The 18,144-nt window shown below is 36.3% G+C and carries 16 protein-coding genes and 1 pseudogene; 4 read left to right on the top strand and 13 right to left on the bottom strand.

Annotated elements, in window-relative coordinates; all coding sequences use genetic code 11:
- Positions 1 to 154 precede the first annotated feature (154 nt).
- Positions 155 to 949: a helix-turn-helix transcriptional regulator gene (locus tag AAJG31_RS15850; RefSeq protein WP_048394255.1), complete on the bottom strand. Its 795-nt coding sequence runs from the start codon at positions 947 to 949 to the stop codon at positions 155 to 157.
- A 505-nt stretch (positions 950 to 1,454) separates the two neighbouring features.
- Here AAJG31_RS15850 and AAJG31_RS15845 point away from each other — a divergent pair.
- From AAJG31_RS15845 to AAJG31_RS15835, 3 genes are all read left to right on the top strand, one after another.
- A complete protein-coding gene (locus AAJG31_RS15845; RefSeq protein WP_004232004.1) occupies positions 1,455 to 2,105 on the top strand; it encodes a LytTR family DNA-binding domain-containing protein in 651 nt (216 codons plus the stop codon).
- Between the two features lie 352 nt (positions 2,106 to 2,457).
- Positions 2,458 to 3,978 (top strand): succinate CoA transferase, encoded by a 1,521-nt coding sequence (locus AAJG31_RS15840; protein WP_004232003.1) that lies wholly within the window; start codon positions 2,458 to 2,460, stop codon positions 3,976 to 3,978.
- Positions 3,979 to 4,133: 155 nt separating this feature from the next.
- Complete coding sequence (locus tag AAJG31_RS15835) at positions 4,134 to 5,276, top strand: MFS transporter (RefSeq protein ID WP_054549597.1); 1,143 nt, start codon at positions 4,134 to 4,136, stop codon at positions 5,274 to 5,276.
- Positions 5,277 to 5,293: 17 nt separating this feature from the next.
- Here the strand turns inward: AAJG31_RS15835 and AAJG31_RS15830 are convergent, their stop codons facing one another.
- From AAJG31_RS15830 to AAJG31_RS15775, 12 genes and pseudogenes are all read right to left on the bottom strand, one after another.
- Complete coding sequence (locus AAJG31_RS15830) at positions 5,294 to 5,602, bottom strand: hypothetical protein (protein ID WP_004232000.1); 309 nt, start codon at positions 5,600 to 5,602, stop codon at positions 5,294 to 5,296.
- 499 nt (positions 5,603 to 6,101) lie between these two features.
- Positions 6,102 to 6,383, bottom strand: coding sequence for a GNAT family N-acetyltransferase (locus AAJG31_RS15825; RefSeq protein ID WP_009370656.1), 282 nt, complete (start codon positions 6,381 to 6,383; stop codon positions 6,102 to 6,104).
- A 228-nt stretch (positions 6,384 to 6,611) separates the two neighbouring features.
- Complete coding sequence (locus AAJG31_RS15820) at positions 6,612 to 7,526, bottom strand: DUF1002 domain-containing protein (RefSeq protein ID WP_048394252.1); 915 nt, start codon at positions 7,524 to 7,526, stop codon at positions 6,612 to 6,614.
- 158 nt (positions 7,527 to 7,684) lie between these two features.
- The gene (locus tag AAJG31_RS15815; protein WP_048394250.1) at positions 7,685 to 8,542 is read right to left on the bottom strand and encodes a S1-like domain-containing RNA-binding protein; all 858 of its coding nucleotides are present in this window, start codon (positions 8,540 to 8,542) and stop codon (positions 7,685 to 7,687) included.
- A gap of 29 nt (positions 8,543 to 8,571) precedes the next feature.
- Positions 8,572 to 8,991 (bottom strand): transcriptional regulator MntR, encoded by a 420-nt coding sequence (mntR, locus tag AAJG31_RS15810; RefSeq protein ID WP_004231993.1) that lies wholly within the window; start codon positions 8,989 to 8,991, stop codon positions 8,572 to 8,574.
- Between the two features lie 122 nt (positions 8,992 to 9,113).
- Positions 9,114 to 9,416 (bottom strand): late competence development ComFB family protein, encoded by a 303-nt coding sequence (locus AAJG31_RS15805; RefSeq protein ID WP_048394247.1) that lies wholly within the window; start codon positions 9,414 to 9,416, stop codon positions 9,114 to 9,116.
- A 164-nt stretch (positions 9,417 to 9,580) separates the two neighbouring features.
- The gene (locus AAJG31_RS15800) at positions 9,581 to 11,704 is read right to left on the bottom strand and encodes a heavy metal translocating P-type ATPase (protein ID WP_066038024.1); all 2,124 of its coding nucleotides are present in this window, start codon (positions 11,702 to 11,704) and stop codon (positions 9,581 to 9,583) included.
- Complete coding sequence (locus AAJG31_RS15795) at positions 11,685 to 12,056, bottom strand: metalloregulator ArsR/SmtB family transcription factor (RefSeq protein ID WP_054549600.1); 372 nt, start codon at positions 12,054 to 12,056, stop codon at positions 11,685 to 11,687. The genes AAJG31_RS15800 and AAJG31_RS15795 overlap by 20 nt, the downstream gene beginning before the upstream one ends.
- Before the next feature lie 142 nt (positions 12,057 to 12,198).
- Positions 12,199 to 14,568, bottom strand: a pseudogene (locus tag AAJG31_RS15790) (penicillin acylase family protein).
- A gap of 416 nt (positions 14,569 to 14,984) precedes the next feature.
- A complete protein-coding gene (locus AAJG31_RS15785) occupies positions 14,985 to 15,740 on the bottom strand; it encodes an exodeoxyribonuclease III (RefSeq protein WP_048394240.1) in 756 nt (251 codons plus the stop codon).
- Positions 15,741 to 15,792: 52 nt separating this feature from the next.
- The gene (gene murB / locus AAJG31_RS15780; protein WP_066038022.1) at positions 15,793 to 16,707 is read right to left on the bottom strand and encodes a UDP-N-acetylmuramate dehydrogenase; all 915 of its coding nucleotides are present in this window, start codon (positions 16,705 to 16,707) and stop codon (positions 15,793 to 15,795) included.
- Positions 16,708 to 16,926: 219 nt separating this feature from the next.
- Entirely contained in the window at positions 16,927 to 17,232 is a 306-nt protein-coding gene (locus AAJG31_RS15775; RefSeq protein WP_004231981.1) for a helix-turn-helix domain-containing protein, read from the bottom strand.
- Between the two features lie 359 nt (positions 17,233 to 17,591).
- Here AAJG31_RS15775 and AAJG31_RS15770 point away from each other — a divergent pair, with 359 nt between their 5' ends.
- Positions 17,592 to 18,119: a YceI family protein gene (locus tag AAJG31_RS15770; protein WP_048394236.1), complete on the top strand. Its 528-nt coding sequence runs from the start codon at positions 17,592 to 17,594 to the stop codon at positions 18,117 to 18,119.
- The last annotated feature ends 25 nt before the right edge of the window (positions 18,120 to 18,144 follow it).

The following is an 18,144-nucleotide window of genomic DNA, read 5'->3' as shown; positions in this document are numbered from 1 at the left end:
CAACTACTGTGAAGTATACCTTATAGGGTCTCTCTTTATCAAATAGCAAGTGCTACTTATTCCTTAAGCTGGTTCCTCAGATGATTCATCAAAAAAGATGCGAGCTTTAGCAACGCTAATATGTTCGCACCTTCTCATTTTCTATGCTCAAAATCTACACATTTTGTAATTCAGCTTCTGCCATTTCAAAACGATAAAATTCATGATGAAGCTCGTCTCTAAAATGTTTTGGCGTAACTCCAGTATATTTTTTGAAAATACGAGTAAAATAACTTTGATTACAGAAATGGAATTGATCTGAGATAGAAGTAATACTTTTGTTTGTATGTCGTAAGTAGTATTGTGATTCTTCTACACGTCTAACATTTAAATACTCAACCAATGTAATGCCCACATGTTCTCTAAAAATACGTGATAAGTGACTAGTACTTATATGAAAGTTATTTGCTATACTTTCAACAGTTAAATCATTTTCAAGCTCGTCATTTATATACATTATCACTTTGTTAACAGTTTGATGTCGGAAAGTCGGTTGTTTGCGATCTGCAATAAAGTAAACAAAGAAATCAATTAAATCATCAGCAAATTGTAAAAACTCTGCGTCTTTCATTTGATTTTCTATCATATCGTTACAAGCAATATTGAAAGCAAATGCTTTTTTCGAAGGTACTTGATTGTCCAGCAATTTACGAGCAACAATTGATGACAAAACAGAAAAATAACTTCGAACGATTTTAATGACCTGTTTGCCAAAACGAATTGAGAGAATATCAATTAACTCATGCAAAGATTTTTTCGCTTTTGCAGATTCTAAATGGTAAATTTCAAAAATTAATTTCGACTCAATATTAAAAAATTCTTCGACACCGATATATTGATTAATATTATCGATTTCTTGGAAGTATCTTTTGGATATCGTTTCTGACATAGAATGTTGATGTAGTTGCATAATCTTCCCCATCTTTCCTCAGAGTGCACGAATTGCATGACAATATTTGACACCAATCCCGACGAATTAAAAATAAGAAAATAGTATTTACTTATTCAATATAAGAACTGAGTCCTATTTCACAAATTTTATTAACAAATAAATCAAAAATAACCCTACTAAAACACCAGATATAAAAAAAATAGACTATACAGTGAATTTTACCATATTCTGCGATTTCCTTTCAACCACATTTTAATTGCTACTCTAGTTCTAATTTATCACATATGCATAGTAGAAACCTCGTAAACTTATTCCTAACAATTAAATTTTACCATATACATATCAAAATAAATTAGTCATTTTATAAATTTATTTACAAATTATACAAAACAACTTACATCATTCTAATGGATCATTCGACATTTTTCTATTTTATTCCTAAATCTTCTCTATATAATTTATATGAATATGTAGTAAAATAGATGATAATACTATTTTTAAAAGTTTAGACGAGGTGTTTAAAGTGGATCCAAAACAAATAGAAGAGATCATGGAAATTATTAAGGAATTCTTCCCTGAAAATACGTCCATCGCTATCTCTGATACAAATGAATATTTGTATTACCAACCAAGCAAGAAAGTTGATTTAAAAATTAAACCTGGTGACCCTATCAAAGAAGGTTCAGCCGCACACAAAGCATTAAGCTATGGTCAAAAAATCAGCTCTTATATCGAACCTGATGTCTTCGGTGTCGCTTATTATGGCATGAGTATTCCTTTAATGGAGGAAGGCGAAACAAAAGGAGCTATTACTGCTATCTTCCCGCAAAAACCATCAGCATTCTTAACTAACTACATTACAATCAAAATTGATGATTGCTGGTACCCAATCAAACATGATCAAGTTATTTATTTAGAAACACAACTCCGTAAAACATTTGTTAAAACAATGACACGTGAAGGTTATCACCGTTTAAACTTAAGTGATCTAGAGCTATTTTTAGCACCTGACTCATTTATTCGTTGTCACCGCTCTTATATCGTTAACATTGACTACATCGATGAAATTCAACCAGATTCACACTCAACGTTTTTATTAATTATGAAAGATGGTACACGTATTCCTGTTAGCCAACGCTATGCAAGCTATTTCCGTCGTTCTTTAGGTTTCTAATTTGTATGAACAGCGAGCAATTTTTATAATTGCTCGCTGTTCTTTTTTGCGCACAAATCCGCCTCATTTACCTCAACATTTAACTATTTTTGCACTATTTTTAATATAGAAAACAACTAAATTTATACAGCTCTACAATAAAACGTTTTCTCTGTCGAAAAATCATCTTAATGCTCGATTTTCCTTTTTTTACTCAATTTAATGCTAATTCTAAAGTTTTTGTGACAATTTGGTGATAGTATTATTCAAATGGTTGGAGTCATACTACAACTGAATAAACAGAAAATTCTTAAATGTTTTTTCTAGTTTTGTAATCGGTTTCCATCAAAATTATTTAGGGGAGGATTTTTTTATGGATGCAAATGTTCAAAAACGCCTAGGTTTAAAAGAACTTGAGAGTAAAATTGTAACTGCTGAAGAAGCAGCAGCACTTATTTCTAATGGTGATGTAGTTGGGATGAGTGGTTTTACTCGTGCTGGGGATGCAAAAGTTGTTCCAATGGCATTAGTTGAGCGCGCAAAAAATGAAGAATTCAAAATTGATGTATATACAGGTGCATCATTAGGACCAGAAGTAGATAAGTACTTAGCAGAAGCTGGTGCCATTCGTAAACGTGGACCATTCCAGGGTGATGCGGGTATCCGTAATTTAATTAATTCTGGGGATATCTTATATGTAGATGCTCATCTTTCTCATAATGCTGAGCTAGTGCGCCAAGGAATTATCGGACCAATCAAGTATTTAATTCTTGAAGCGGTTGCTATTACTGAAGATGGTTTAATCATTCCAACAAACTCTGTAGGTAACTCACCTATCTTTGCAGAATATGCAGAAAATATTATTATCGAGTTAAATATCTCTCATCCAGAAGCTTTAATCGGTATCCATGATATTTATGTACCTGGAGAACAAGGTAAACGTGAAGCTATTCCAATGACAGATGCTATGCAACGCCTTGGTGATATTGGTATCAAAGTAGATCCAGCTAAAATTAAAGCAATTGTTATTTCTGAAGAGCCAGATGCTCCTTCATTAATCGTACCTCCAGATGAAGAAACACAAACGATGGCAAACATTTTATTAGACTTCTTCCGTGATGAAATTAAAGCGGGTCGTTTAACAAATCAATTAATGCCATTGCAATCTGGTGTAGGTTCTGTAGCAAACGCTGTACTTGATGGCTTTGCAGATTCAGAATTTGAAGATTTAATTGTTGCATCTGAAGTACTTCAAGATGCTGTATTTAACTTAATCGATGCTGGTAAAGTTAAATTCGCTGCTGCAACTTCAATCACACTTACTGAAGAATTACAGCAAAAAGTTTATGGTAATTTAGAAAAGTATGCTGATAAAATTTGCTTACGTCCACAAGAAATTTCTAACCACCCTGAGCTTATCCGTCGTTTGGGTCTAATCTCAATCAACACAGCTCTTGAGTTAGATATCTATGGTAACGTTAATTCGACACATGTTTCTGGTACTCGTATGATGAACGGTATCGGTGGTTCAGGTGACTTCGCACGTAACGCACGCCTTGGTATTTTTGTTACAAAATCATACGCAAAAGGTGGAGCAATTTCTTCTATCGTGCCAATGGTATCTCACGTTGACCATACAGAGCATGACGTTGATGTTATCGTTACAGAACAAGGTATTGCTGACTTACGTGGTCTTGCACCAAAAGAACGTGTACCTTTAATTATTGAAAACTGTGCACACCCAGATTACAAAGAACAATTATGGGATTACTATAACCGTGCAGTTGAAGCAACTGGCAACCACCAAACTCCTCATCTGTTAGAGGAAGCACTTTCTTGGCATGTAAATCTTGCTAAAAACAAAACAATGAAAAAAGAAGTTGCAAAAGCTTAATTATTACATTCTCTACGTCTAATAAGTTAATACTTATTAGACGTTTTTTTATACGTGAAAGCAAAAAACAAGTGAGAAGTATTATCGATTGGAAGATGCTATAATAGGACTATATTAATCTTATTGACTATAATGTTCTATTTATCGGAGGAACCATGAAGAAATTTATCTATGCTATTATTTTCTTTTCGTTTTTCGACCTTTTTACCCAGCTTCCTGTTATGAGTACTTATGCTGAGTCTTTAGGTGCATCGGCATTCCTCACTGGTCTTGCAGTGGGCATGTATTCGCTTTCCAATACATTCGGTAATATCATTTCTGGTTTCTTAACGGATCGCAAAGGACCTTTCATCATACTCATAATAGGTCTTCTAACAACAGGTCTATCATTAACATTTTATAATTTAGTAGAAGAGCCTATTGCTCTATTAATTGTACGTTTTATCCATGGCCTTGTTGCAGGCTTCATTGTTCCTGCTGCCTTTACATTTCTAGCGAACGCTACAGAGCAGGAAAAAAGAGGTAAAGGCAGTGCTATTTCTGGCGCCTTTGTTGGTATTGCAGCCATTATAGGCCCTGCATTTAGTGGCATTTTAGCTAGCCGGACAAGTGTACCATTTGTTTTCAATATCACAGCAAGCTTTATGCTTCTGCTAGGTATCCTTGCGTTCTTTATATTGAAAGCAAATCAAGTAAAAAAAGAGAAGGCTAAACCAAGTAATTACATTCCGATCAGTGTCTTTTTTAATAACACAGGAACATTAAAAGCCTTTTTAGGAGCCTTTTTCTTAATGTTTTCTCAAGGGGTTATTGCGTATCTACTCCCTCTTAAAGTACATTCCTTAGGCTTCGACTCTCGTTTAAGCGGCACTTTAATGAGTACATTTGGTATTATTGCAGTTCTTGTTTTCCTATTACCAACTAATCGTATTTTTGATAAGGTTAATCCACTCAAAACATTGTCTTTTGGTATAGGTTTAATGGGAATAAGCCAGCTATTAATTAGCCAAGCAAATTCTAGCTCTTTACTCTATACAGCAATGGCTTGCTATGGGATCGGATTCGGTTTCCTATTCCCTTCAGTAAATTCGCTGCTAATTGACTCTACAACTGCTGAAGTACGAGGAAAAGCTTACGGCTATTTCTACGCGTTTTTCTCTCTAGGTGTAGTTATAGGCTCTTCTTTATTAGGTTGGCTATCACTTGGTACTGTCAGTGGCTTTGCATTTACTGGCTTTGTATTATTGCTCTTTGCAGGCGCAATTCTTATCCCACACAAAAGACCTTCTCATGCTTAGATGAGAAGGTTTTTTGTTTACTTTTCCTTTTCTTGAATTTCTTCATTATAGAAATGGACACCAGTATGTCCTCCACCTTCAGCTACCATTTCATTCGAGGCAATTTTAGTTGGTGAAGTACCAGCCTCTGTTGCTACCTCTGTAGCTACACGTTCTGCAATATTGTCATGCATATCAGGACCTGTAGTAAGATACGACTCTAATTTTGCTTTCATACTATTAAACATTGTTAGTGCTTTATCACGATTCTCTTTTTTACTGAAATAAGATGCTGCTAGTCCTGCTAATCCTGCAACGACAACACCTGTTCCTTTTCGTTTTGCCATAGTTTATAACCTCCTAAAAATATAGAAACTAGCTCTGTAGTATAGTTTTTCCCTATTCTTAAAAGAATAAACATTATTTTTTTATACCCTCTAGCATATATATTAATGTATGGATAAATACTTGCCCTTTTATCTAGTAAAAACCCCGTCAATCCATTATAGTTCGTCTAGTTTTTAATGCAGACAATCACACTCTATTTCCTATTAAAGCCCAGTTATCGTACCCTTATTTTTAGCATTCGTCAAAATTTTGTAACTATTTATGATTATAAAAGGCAAGTAAAGGGAATTAATGAATTAATACTAAAATAGGAGAGTGGTTAAAATGAAAGATTTCGATTTAGCATACGATTGGATAGATATGGCTTCATTAATTGGCGGGGCTGGCTTCTTAACAGTACTAATTTATAGTGTCATTCTATTATAAGGAGCTATTTACATGATTTGCTCTAGCAATTAAAAGGCAATCCGCTTAATTAAAAGCAGATTGCCTTATTTTTTATTGTTTTACATCATTGTATGCATCTGACTTTTCAAATGCTGCCACCACATAGGAACAAACGGCCTTCATTTTATAACCATTTTCGCGTGCATACGATGCTGCTTGATCGAGTAATTGTTTGGCCACACCTTGACCACGGAGCTTATCAGATACATATGTGTGATCCATTACCATTACTGAGCCATTTTGCTGCCAAGTAATTTCTGCTAGTTTTTCCCCTGCTTGCTCATTCAAAAATGCAAACTTATTTTCTGCTAATTGTTGTAATTGGAATTCCATTTCTCACCACTCCTTTTATTCATAGTACCATAGCTTTTTATATTTTCACAAAATTTGTGTACGCTTCTTTTATCTAATCAGCGAAGCTATGTCCAGATATTCGGTTAGCTTTCCTATGTCGAAAACATCACACTTCAAAATCTTTCACTTGTTGAATAAAAACGAATCTGTACACCTTCTCTAGCAAAGTGAGAAGGTATAACAGATTCCTTTCTATCAACTATAAATTTAGTTAAACCATGAAGAAATAGTATCTTTTAAATTAGCAAAAAAGCTTTTTACGCTTTCCCAGAAACCTTTATCTTCCATAAGTGAGCCGAATTTTTCTTGGATTGTATTACTGATATCATTTAATTGATCAGACCATTTACTAAAATCAATGTCCAACTTGCTTATTTTATCCATTAAATCCACTAGCAATTGACGGTCCTTTTCACTTAAATTAATTTCAAGCTTACTTAATTGCTCTTCTACAATTTTCTCCACATCTTCACGTGTTGCTGGCTTTAACTCTGCAATTTGCTTTTTAATTTCTGTCAGTAATTCCGCAACCTTTGCATCGTCTACCCCTGCAGATTCTGCAATGGATGTTGCTACTGATAATTCTTCGTTTGCTACATCTGTACGATCAATATCCAGTGTTTCCCCTGTAGTGACCTCATATGCCTTGTAAATACCTACTAATGCTGAATGCCCTGTAACGGCTTTCGGTGCAGCTACTTGTACGGATGCATCCTGAATTCCTGCTGTTAACATCGCATTTGCGTACATCTCTGAAGTTACCTGCGTTATATTTGATGGTGTGACAATTTGTATTACTAGACCCTCTCCTGCTTCTCTGCGTGTAATCTTTGCAGAAGAGTACATACGTGAGCTTGAATTACTATCTTTAATGTATTTTACTAGATCCTCACCAGACACAGTAATTTCTTCAATTTCAGGTTCTTCGCTTACTTTTAATGATTTTTTTACTGACTCTTTTTCAGCCTCAGATAAATTTGCTCCATACACGACGATCGGTACGCCTAGTTTTTCATCAATTGCTTTTGGAGGCGTATTGTCAGATGCAAATCCTGTTGCTGGTGCCATCACTCCAAATACTAACATTGTAGCAGTTAGTATTTTAATCCATGTTTTTTTCAAATCGTGTGACCCCTTTCGCTAAAACTTCATAATTAGCAAGTATAGTGTATGCCACTATACAATAATTAGTACGAAAAAAAGACGAGAAGGTTTCAAGGCTGTCTCTCGTCACTTTTCCTGTTGTAAATGTTTTGCTAGCTAGTCAAACAAACCATCCTTTAAATTTCTTCAGTCCAACCGTCCTGTTGTTTCACTTTACCAGCTTTCATTAACGTTCCTAAGGCACGTTTAAATGCCCCTTTACTCATATTAAACATTTCTTGAATCTCTTCAGGAGACGATTTATCACCAAATGGCATTTTACCGCCCACATCCTGTATATACTTTAATATTTGTTGCGCATCATTTGAAAGACGCTCATGTTTTCTTGGTAAAAGTGAGCCATTCATGGAACCATCGTCTTTTACATCAATAATACGTACAACTACATCTTGTCCTAATCGAGGCTCATTATTTCGCTCAGACTCATGCACAAAAATACGGTAAGGAACCTCTACACCTAGCAAAAATGTCCCGATCGGTAACAAACGATATGGGCGTGCTTGGATATTCTTATTGTGCATATCTTCAAATGCACCTTCATATAGCTCCGAAATTTTTTCCTCTGTGGCTAAACGACCAAATAAATCACCGTTACGATCTGTACGTAGTGTCATAAATAAATGATCGCCTGGTTCTGGCCATACCTCTTTTAATGCAGGTAAATCTTCTGCTCTTACTAATACTTCACGAGATGTACCAATATCCACAAAAGCACCTTCACGTTCCACTACTTTCAAGACACGTGCCCAGCCGTATTCACCTTGTGTAAAAGCTGGAATAGCCGTTGTTGCAGCCAAATCTCCACGACGGTCTGCAAATAAAAATACTTCAAGGCGGTCACCTACTGTTAGTGGCTCTGTTACCTCTGAAGCATTTAAAGGTAGTTCTTCAACTCCATTTGTTAAAATCCATTTTGATGCTTGTTGTTCTAATACCGTTAATGTAACGACTTCACCTGATTTTAATGCGTTCATATTGTCTCCCTTTCCTTCACACCATCATTTTAAAGATTGTGCTGTGTCTTAGATGCCTCTAATTTTTTCACGATGTCTGGATTTTCTTCCATTACTTGCACAAGATCTGCAATACGATCGATTGAATTCCAACTTAAATGATGTTCAATTCCCTCTACATCATCATAAATACGTTCTTCATCCACACCAATCATTCGTAAAAACTGCTCGAGCAATTCATGACGCTGCACAAGACGCTTTCCGAGCTTATCCCCTTTAGGCGTCAATGTCAGTCCACGGTACTTTTCATAAACTAAATAACCATCTTTATCTAATTTTTGAACCATTTTTGTAACAGAAGAAGGAAGAACAGATAATGCTTCAGCAATGTCAGACACTCTCGCATATCCCTTGTTGGCAATTAATAAATATATTTGTTCGATATGGTCCTCCATACTAGGTGTTGGCATATCCTTTTCCCTCTCTTTCCTTTTCTTACTCTCTAGTTTACTACAAGCTTGGCTTAAAAGTTAACTGAAAATACATTGCCTAGAAAAACACTTCCTATACAACTTAAATAGAGCCTCTTCTATTAAGAAGTAGGCTCTATTTTGTGTCGAGGATACTTATTTACCACATGTAACGCATGAATAATCTCTTTATTAATACGCTCAATGTTTCCAGGAGTATTCATTTCTTTAAATGCCTCATCTCTAGCTTCCATAGATGTAACATACTTACTTGGCAATGCATTTAGTGTAAGTGCCACCGTGTCTAATTCACAGATTTCGCATTTACAAAATGTTTGATATTCTGGTCCTCGTAGTAAAAAGCTTACTAAACCACGCACAATTTCTTCTGTAACATTTACTAAAATAGGATCTGACATATTCAAACTTTCGCCTCATTTATATTTAATTGTTACATTACTCCTGAAACTATAATAGCCTTAAAAAAAGTCTTTTTCAAGAATCACAAGTAGCATCTATTCACATAAAATCCCTTGTGTCAAAGCAAGATTAATTTCCTACCTTTTCAGATTGTTCTACACCTTACTTACTACTTTTTTGCTCTAATTAGTCTTAATGAATTAAACACAACTAATAGTGTCGCACCCATATCGGCAAAAATTGCTATCCATAATGTTAACCAACCAGGTATGACAAGTAGCAATGCAATTAATTTTAAAACTAGGGCAAATATAATATTCTCTTTAATGATACGTAATGTTTTTCTGCTCAATCCAATAGTGTAAGGAAGCTTTGTTAAATCATCACCCATTAAGGCAATATCTGCTGTCTCAAGAGCTGCATCTGTTCCTGCTCCACCCATGGCAATTCCTACATTTGCAGTGGCCAATGCTGGTGCATCGTTTACACCATCTCCAACCATTGCTACAGCACCAAATTGTTTACGTAAATCCTTAATCGCCTTTAATTTTTCTTCTGGTAACAAGCCAGCGCGCACATCTGTCATCTTTAATGAAGTAGCAATGGCTTGCGCAGTAGGCTCTGCATCGCCTGTTAACATCACCATATGCTTTACTTTTAAGGCATTTAATTTGTTCAATACATCCTTGCTTTCATGACGTAATTGATCAGCAATTGCAACCAGTCCAATAAGTTGATTATTCGAAACAGCTGCTACTACTGTTTTACCCTGTTCTTGCAGATTCTTAACCTGACTTTCTATGTTTTGATCTACAGAAGTTAATGAAGTAGCCCATTTCATGCTACCTACATAAATAATCTGATTATCAACGGTAGCATAGGCACCTTTTCCTGTTACTGATTGGAAATTTGTTGGTATTAGCTCAGATAATTTTTTATCGTGTAATCTATTTAAAATTGCTTTAGCTAAAGGGTGCTGTGACTGTTTTTCTACCGCTGCCACTAGTTGTAACACATAGTCCTCTGACCAGTTTTCAGTCGTTACGATATCTGTTACTGCTGGCTGCCCCTTCGTTAATGTTCCTGTTTTGTCAAAGGCAACAGCTTCAATATGTCCTAGCTGCTCTAAATGAACACCACCTTTGATCAGTACACCTTGCCTTGCTGCATTACCAATGGCTGTAACAATGGCGACGGGCGTAGAGACGACCAGTGCGCAAGGACATCCTACTACTAAAACAGCTAGCCCTTGGTAAATCCAATGCTGCCAATCACCTACTATTAAAGGTGGAATTACAGCTACTAAAAAAGCAATAACCATAATCGCTGGTGTATAATACTTTGCAAAGCGATCTACAAATTGCTGAGAAGGTGCCTTTTCTGCTTGTGCTTCTTCCACTAGATGAATTATTTTAGCGATAGTAGTATCTTCTACACGCTTTGTCACACGTACTTCAAGAGCACCCTCTTCATTTAAAGTCCCAGCAAATACTTCATCATTTACTGTTTTATTTACGGGAATCGACTCACCTGTAATAGCTGCCTGATTGACTGCAGACAACCCACTAATGACTATGCCATCCATCGCAATCTTTTGCCCAGGCTTTACAATCAAAATATCTCCTATTTCTATATCCTCAGTAGGTAACTCAACCTCATGGTAGTGTTCACCGTGGGCTCTTTTGATAATCGCTGTTGGTGGAGCGATATCCATTAATTGACGAATAGATTGACGTGCCTTATCCATTGAATACGCTTCAAGTGCCTCACTCACAGCAAATAAAAATACGACCACTGCCGCTTCTTCCCATTCACCGATAATAGCAGCTCCAATGATGGCGATTGTCATAAGCGTCTTCATATCAAATTCAAAGCGAACTAAATTACGGAAGCCTATTTTAAAAATACCCACTCCACCCACAAGGATAGCTATAATGAACATGGAAATCGGTAGCGGGCTCGATTCCCCATTCATACCCGCAAATAGATAACCTAGAATGACAAAAAGCAATGAAATTCCTGCTAAAACGTTTTCCTTTTTACGATAAAAAGGTGTAGTATTTTCAAGTGCTTTTGCTGCCGATTGTGTAACCTTAATGCCATCAAAGGCACCTGCTTCTTCAATTTGGTCTACACTAATAGCACCGATTACTGTAATTTTAGAAGCACCAAAATTCACTTGTGCATCCTGTACTTCTGGTATAGCCTTTACGTTTTTCTCAAACTTTGCAGCACAACTAGCGCAAGATAAATTTTGCAATCTGTATTCTTGTTTAATTGGCGTCGTTGCCATTCGCAATCCCCTCTTTCGCATGTTCGTAGGCAATTGTTACAATTTGATATACATGCTCATCCGCTAAAGAGTAATACATTTGCTTACCTTTGCGGTGTGATCTCGCTAAATTATTATCTTTCAAATATCGTAAATGATGGGATGCTGTAGCAACTGAAGAACCAATAATAGTTGCAACATCACAAACACATAGTTCATCTTCCACCGTTAAAGCATAGGCAATTTTAAGTCTAGTTTCATCAGATAACGCTTTTAAAAATTTGGCTACACCTGATAAATCAGGCATTTGTTGTTTCACCTTTGTGACTGCTTCTTCATGTACATGCGTCACCTCACATATTTCTTTCGGCATTTTTCTCACCTCATTCAAATATTCGTTTGATTGTTTTCAATGTAACATATTATTCCATCATATTCAAACGAATATTTGAATGTTAGGATGTATATCCTTCAATAAAAAAAGTTAGCGCACTTTCTGTACGCTAACTCTTTTATTACTTCGCTATTAATTGTAATGTTTTCCCTTTTATCTCTTCCTGTTTAATAAATGTTTGATGGTAATCACCATTTGCCCAATCCAGCACCTGATCTTGATACCAATCAGATTTTACATGACCACTTTGACCAGGACCAACAATATGATAGGCTGAGCTTAAATCACCTACATCCACCACAAAACGCCAAGATGCACCGTGATCTACATTACCAGCTAAATCATTATCTGCTGCTTGTACGGTAACTTTTGATCCACCAATAGGAACCTTTTTAGCATTAAAATAGGCTGCAAGAATAGGCGATGCACTTCCTAGTGTATGGTCAAAAGTAAGCTGATGGTAATCACCCCATTGCCATTTCGAGGAATTTTTTCCGAATTGATCTTCTAATTGTGCAATTGTTAGCTCAAATGCCTTGTATATGGTTTCATCAATGCCACCCTGCTCCTCAATCCAAATGCTTTTCTCTCCTGAATAGGCTGTACGTAAGAGCTGGTCTGTAATATTAAACTTCCCATACATGATGCCATACATATCTTCAGGCATTTGATCTTTAAACAAAACTTCCTGTAGCTTAATCATTAATGTATGGAACACAAGTGGTGCACCTGATTCCTTTGCGTCTACCATATCCCACTTCTCTAGCATGGCTATAATCTCGGCATACTTCCCATCCTGATCTTTTTCTTTTAAAGATGTTAATAAATCAGGCAGAAATTCTCTCGCATAGAGGTTGTGCTGATCCATTTGCAAAGCCATCATATCTTCTACTGTAATCGCATCATTTGCCTCTAACACTTCTTTAATTCTTTCGAAACGATAAGGTTGCGCCCAGAAATCAGTTATGTGATAAGGGTAGTCCTCTCCTATTACTTGGTTATTTGCCGTTGCAATAAAACCTTCTTTTGGATTTACTAGAGTTGGTAATTAATCCCATGGGATAAAGCCCTCCCAGCCATAGTCACTCGAATCACCTGGAACTGGTAATTGGCCCTCACCTTGCTTACGAATAGGTATTTGACCATTAGCTTTATAGGCAATCGTACCGTCTTTTGATGCAAATACAAAATTTTGTGCTGGCGCTTTAAAGTCTTCTAATGCTTTTTCGAAATCACCCCAAGTTTTTGCCTTATTAAAACCAAGCACTGCTCTTAGTTCAGCTGTCGGTTGTAGTGCTGTCCACTGCATCGAAAATTGTGCGGTTGGCTCTGTATCTTTAAAAGCTAAATCTGTCATTATAGGGCCGTGACGTGTAACAACGACTTCAAAATCTACCGTTTCTCCATCTTTTACCTTAATTGATTCGTCGCGTACCTCTGCTTGTTCCCACTTTCCATCGTATCGAAATTGTGTTGGATTATCTGGATTTGGTATTTCAATATATAAATCCTGTACATCTGGACCCACATTGGTTACCCCCCAAGCAATTTCATCATTATGGCCTAAAATAATACCTGGAATCCCTGCAAAGATAACGCCACTAACGTTTTGCTGTGGTGATTGCAGATGCATTTGATACCAAATAGAAGGGGTGCTTAACCCTAAATGTGGGTCATCTGCTAAAATAGGCGTTCCTGATTTCGTTTTATCACCTGAAACTACCCAGTTATTACTTCCGTTAAATTCGTTTGGTAACATTTCCGCACTGAATTGCCCAGCTACCGCTACAGGATTTTGGATATTGGCCTCGATAATCGCCGAAGCATTTTCTGGATATTTAATAAATAATTCTTTTGCCTTTTCTTCATCAAAATTCTGTAGTGCCCAATGACGAAAAGCTAACGTATTCCAATTTCCACCCAGATCATAGGCCATATATTTTCCAATGGTTAAGGAATCAACAACTGTCCACTCCTCAGGCTCATAGCCTAACAAAGCGAATTCATAGCTTAGTGTATTGCTTTCCTTTGCCTGTGCAATAAAAGCATTTACTCCTTCAGCATACCATTCAAGTACTTGTTTGCTTTCGTCATCATAGGCAGCTAATGACTTCTCTGCAGCATCTCGTAAGCTAAATGTACGGAAATGTTTGTCGGTATTAACCGTTGCTTCTCCAATAATTTCAGATAATCGACCACTTGCCTGCCTTCGTGCTAAGTCCATTTGAAATAGTCTATCCTGTGCTTGGACATAACCTTGTGCACGATACAAATCCGCATCTGTTTTGGCAAAAATATGCGGAACCCCTTTTTCATCTCTCGTGACTGTCACATCCTGATCCAGAATAGTAACAGCTAATTCACCATCAATCACCGGCTTAGATTTATTCATAAACCATGTAAATCCAATAAAAGCCACAAGAGCCAAAGCAGCTATTATCCCAGCTATGACAATGAGCCACTTTTTCCAATTAAACTTTCTCTTCCCCACTGAATAACCCCCTTTTTGCACTATATTCCCGTACTACCTTCCCAAACCCGCTTTGAAACGCAAAATTTTTTAGCGAAATTTCTTATTTTATGTATATAAAATTGTCTCTAAATACAAAATTTTATATTTATCCGCTATTAGAATAGTATAATCAATAGGAATTATGAAGGCTACTGAGTAATGTTAAAAATTCGTATGTTCATAGAGGTATAATGATTCTATAGAGTATATTTTCTTTTATCTTCTCTCGTGGAGCGGACTTATATGGTGGAAGCGGATTCCCATGTGATTGTAGCGTCTACTCCTCACTTTGAAGGTACCCCCTGGCATTGCCAAATCTCACATTTTTAAAAGTCACCTTATTAAGTTACAAATACAAAAAATCGTATTTCCATTTAGAAAATACGATTTAAGTACTAGCATTGTAATTGCAATTCAATTGGACAATGATCACTGCCCATAATGTGTGGGTGAATTGTTGCGCTTTCAATTTGTTCCTTCAATTGATTGGATACAACAAAATAATCGATACGCCAACCAATATTACGTTCACGCACTTTATTCATATAGGACCACCATGTGTAGTGGTCAGTTTCCTCGGGATGCTTGTATCTAAAAGAATCTACAAAACCGCTTTCCAATAACGCTGAAAATTTTGCTCTCTCTTCATATGTAAAGCCCGAATTTCCAATATTAGATTTTGCATTTTTTAAATCAATTTCCGTGTGTGCAACATTTAGATCACCACAATAAACCACTGGCTTCTGACTATTTAGTTCTTGTAAATAGCTAGCTAAACGATCCTCCCATTGTAAACGTAATGGTAACCGCGCTAAATCACGCTGTGCATTTGGAGTATAAACATTTACTAAATAGAAATTCTTATATTCTAATGTTATAATTCTGCCTTCATCCTGAGAATCTTCGGCGCCCACCCCATACTTAACAGACAATGGCGTGTGTTTCGTGAAAATTGCTGTTCCAGAATACCCTTTTTTCTGCGCGTAATTCCAATACTGCTCATAACCTTCGATAGAGAGCTCAACTTGTCCAGCCTGACATTTTGTTTCTTGGATACAAAAGAAATCTGCATCTATTTGATGAAAGAACTCTAAAAAGCCTTTACCTAGACATGCTCGTATCCCATTAACATTCCATGATATAAATTTCATTTTATCCACACTCCTAAAAAAACGCCCTTCGGCTTATGCGAAGGGCATCCTATTATAGATCGTCACCAACAATTTTGACTTCCGTCTCTAATTCAACGCCAAATTTTTCTTTCACTACACGTTGAACCATTTGGATTGTCTTAATATAGTCTGAAGCAGTAGCATTTCCTTTGTTGACAATAAATCCTGCATGCTTGGTAGAGACTTCAGCATCACCAACACCTTTACCTTGTAGGCCACTATCTTGAATAAGTTTTCCAGCAAAATAACCAGGTGGGCGTTTAAATACACTTCCAGCAGATGGATATTCTAAAGGCTGTTTTGATTCACGTTGGAAGGTTAAATCAGCTATCTTCGCATCAATTTCCTCCTGTACGCCAACCGCTAATTGAAATTCAGAGGACAGCACATAATAACCCTTTTTGGCAATAATGCTTTGTCGGTATCCTAGCTCAAGGTCTTCTTTACCTAGTATTAAAATGTCCCCTTCTTTTGTTAACACCTTCGATGAAACAATAATATCTTTAATCTCACCGCCATAGGCACCTGCGTTCATAGCCATTGCTCCGCCAATTGATCCAGGAATACCACATGCAAATTCAAAACCTGTTAAGGATGCTTGCGCTGATAGCTTTGATACATCTTTGATCAGTGCACCACTTTGAGCATACACATGCTCACCAGTAATACGAATCTCATCTAAGCGTGAAAATGTTACAACGATTCCTCTATGACCGCCATCTCGAACAACCATATTAGATCCGTTACCTAACATTAATAAAGGAATATTATTTATATATGCATAGCGAATAACGGATGCCGCCTCTTCTTCTGTTTCAGGAAGAACAAAAACATCTGCTTTGCCACCTAATTTTGTCATTGTGTATTGCTGTAATGATTCATTTAACTTAATATTGGCAGGATTAATACTTTTTGCTAAATCCATCGCCCATTGTTCTTTTGTCATGAGAGCTAATTCCTTTCTAACGTCCTTCTTACTCTACACCAGTATGGATTTACAACCCCAATTTGACAAGTAAAATGAAGGGTATTTTTATCTCATATTAAAAAACAGGTAAGACCTGTGCAGAGATGATGAATATTATAAAGAAAATTGACAGTCATTCCAAGTGTCGTTTTTAGGACATTATTTCATTGTATTATCTAGTAAAATAATCCATTCACCCTAGAGCCAACTACTTGCCCATGTTTCGATATTGCGGATAGCACCTTCAAGTGCCTGACCTTTATCTGTTAATGAATACTCAACGCGTACCGGTACTTCTGAATATACTTTACGTTCAACAAGCCCCTCTTTTTCAAGCTCCTTTAAACGTTCTGATAATAAACGTCCACTGACAGGTAGTGCAGATTCGATTTCATTAAAGCGCTGTGGTCCATCTAGTAATTGATATAATATTAACCCTGTCCATCGTTTTCCGATTAAATCCATTGCTTTAGCTAAACGAGGACACAAAGTTGTCTCATTCATAATTTTTCACCTCTATGTAACTATTGTAACGATTAATGCACTAAATGTAAATTTGAAGTAACTTATTTACGTAAAATAATCTATTAACTTTTATATATTTAATTACAAATGGTAACTTATAATTTCAATGTTGGACATATCTAACAAGGGAACATAAAATGCCTTAGACTAAACGCTATCCTAATAAAATGCACATATTTCCAATAATATGCCTATTCGATTTTAAATATGTTCTGTTTCATGTTCACAGATTACACTTTTATAGAGGGAAATACTTCCACATTTATAAAAAACTCATTGAATATGCGATTTGTTTACTTTATCATTCGTTGTAGAATGCTGTTTTAGGAGGTTTTCAAATGAAAAAATATGCTATTGATTTCAGTCATTCAACGATCGGGTTTTCCGTAAGACATATGATGATTTCTCGTATTCATGGTACGTTTGAATCGTACAGCGGTGAAATAGTTACATCCAATATCGAACAAATGCAGGATGCAAACATTTCTATCACGATTACAGTGGCTAGTGTCTCCACCAAGAATCATGATCGTGATGTCCACCTTGTGTCCCCTGACTTTTTTGATGCAGACGTCTATCCAAAAATAGTATTTACCTCTACATATATTGATAAACTTGATGATAAAAATTTTGCTATTCATGGTGATTTAACCATCAAAAACATAACAAGACCTATCGTATTTACAACAGTATATACAGGAAAAGGTGTGAATCCATGGGCACAAGAAGTTTTTGGCTTCCAAGCTAAAGCCCAAATTGATCGTCGTGATTTTAATCTAGTCTACAATACCTTTTTAGAAACAGGTGGTGTATTGATTAGCGATGAAATAGACGTGATAGTAGATCTTGAATTAAATCCTCTTTAAGTATTGTTTTTACCTTAAAGAAAGG

The sequence above is a fragment of the Lysinibacillus sp. BS3 genome (genome assembly GCF_039614735.1).
Classification (GTDB): domain Bacteria; phylum Bacillota; class Bacilli; order Bacillales_A; family Planococcaceae; genus Lysinibacillus; species Lysinibacillus capsici.
Note: the sequence above shows the minus strand (reverse complement) of the source record. Positions and strands in the feature narration are given on the sequence as shown.

What these genes read in the sequence shown, in the direction of transcription:
- AAJG31_RS15830 (WP_004232000.1), bottom strand. Translation starts at nt 5,602, where the DNA reads ATGGCAAAACGAAAAGGAACAGGTGTTGTCGTTGCAGGATTAGCAGGA.
- AAJG31_RS15825 (WP_009370656.1), bottom strand. Translation starts at nt 6,383, where the DNA reads ATGGAATTCCAATTACAACAATTAGCAGAAAATAAGTTTGCATTTTTG.
- AAJG31_RS15835 (WP_054549597.1), top strand. Translation starts at nt 4,134, where the DNA reads ATGAAGAAATTTATCTATGCTATTATTTTCTTTTCGTTTTTCGACCTT.
- murB (WP_066038022.1), bottom strand. Translation starts at nt 16,707, where the DNA reads ATGACAAAAGAACAATGGGCGATGGATTTAGCAAAAAGTATTAATCCT.
- AAJG31_RS15770 (WP_048394236.1), top strand. Translation starts at nt 17,592, where the DNA reads ATGAAAAAATATGCTATTGATTTCAGTCATTCAACGATCGGGTTTTCC.
- AAJG31_RS15800 (WP_066038024.1), bottom strand. Translation starts at nt 11,704, where the DNA reads ATGGCAACGACGCCAATTAAACAAGAATACAGATTGCAAAATTTATCT.
- AAJG31_RS15785 (WP_048394240.1), bottom strand. Translation starts at nt 15,740, where the DNA reads ATGAAATTTATATCATGGAATGTTAATGGGATACGAGCATGTCTAGGT.
- AAJG31_RS15850 (WP_048394255.1), bottom strand. Translation starts at nt 949, where the DNA reads ATGCAACTACATCAACATTCTATGTCAGAAACGATATCCAAAAGATAC.
- AAJG31_RS15775 (WP_004231981.1), bottom strand. Translation starts at nt 17,232, where the DNA reads ATGAATGAGACAACTTTGTGTCCTCGTTTAGCTAAAGCAATGGATTTA.
- AAJG31_RS15840 (WP_004232003.1), top strand. Translation starts at nt 2,458, where the DNA reads ATGGATGCAAATGTTCAAAAACGCCTAGGTTTAAAAGAACTTGAGAGT.
- AAJG31_RS15815 (WP_048394250.1), bottom strand. Translation starts at nt 8,542, where the DNA reads ATGAACGCATTAAAATCAGGTGAAGTCGTTACATTAACGGTATTAGAA.
- AAJG31_RS15795 (WP_054549600.1), bottom strand. Translation starts at nt 12,056, where the DNA reads ATGCCGAAAGAAATATGTGAGGTGACGCATGTACATGAAGAAGCAGTC.
- mntR (WP_004231993.1), bottom strand. Translation starts at nt 8,991, where the DNA reads ATGCCAACACCTAGTATGGAGGACCATATCGAACAAATATATTTATTA.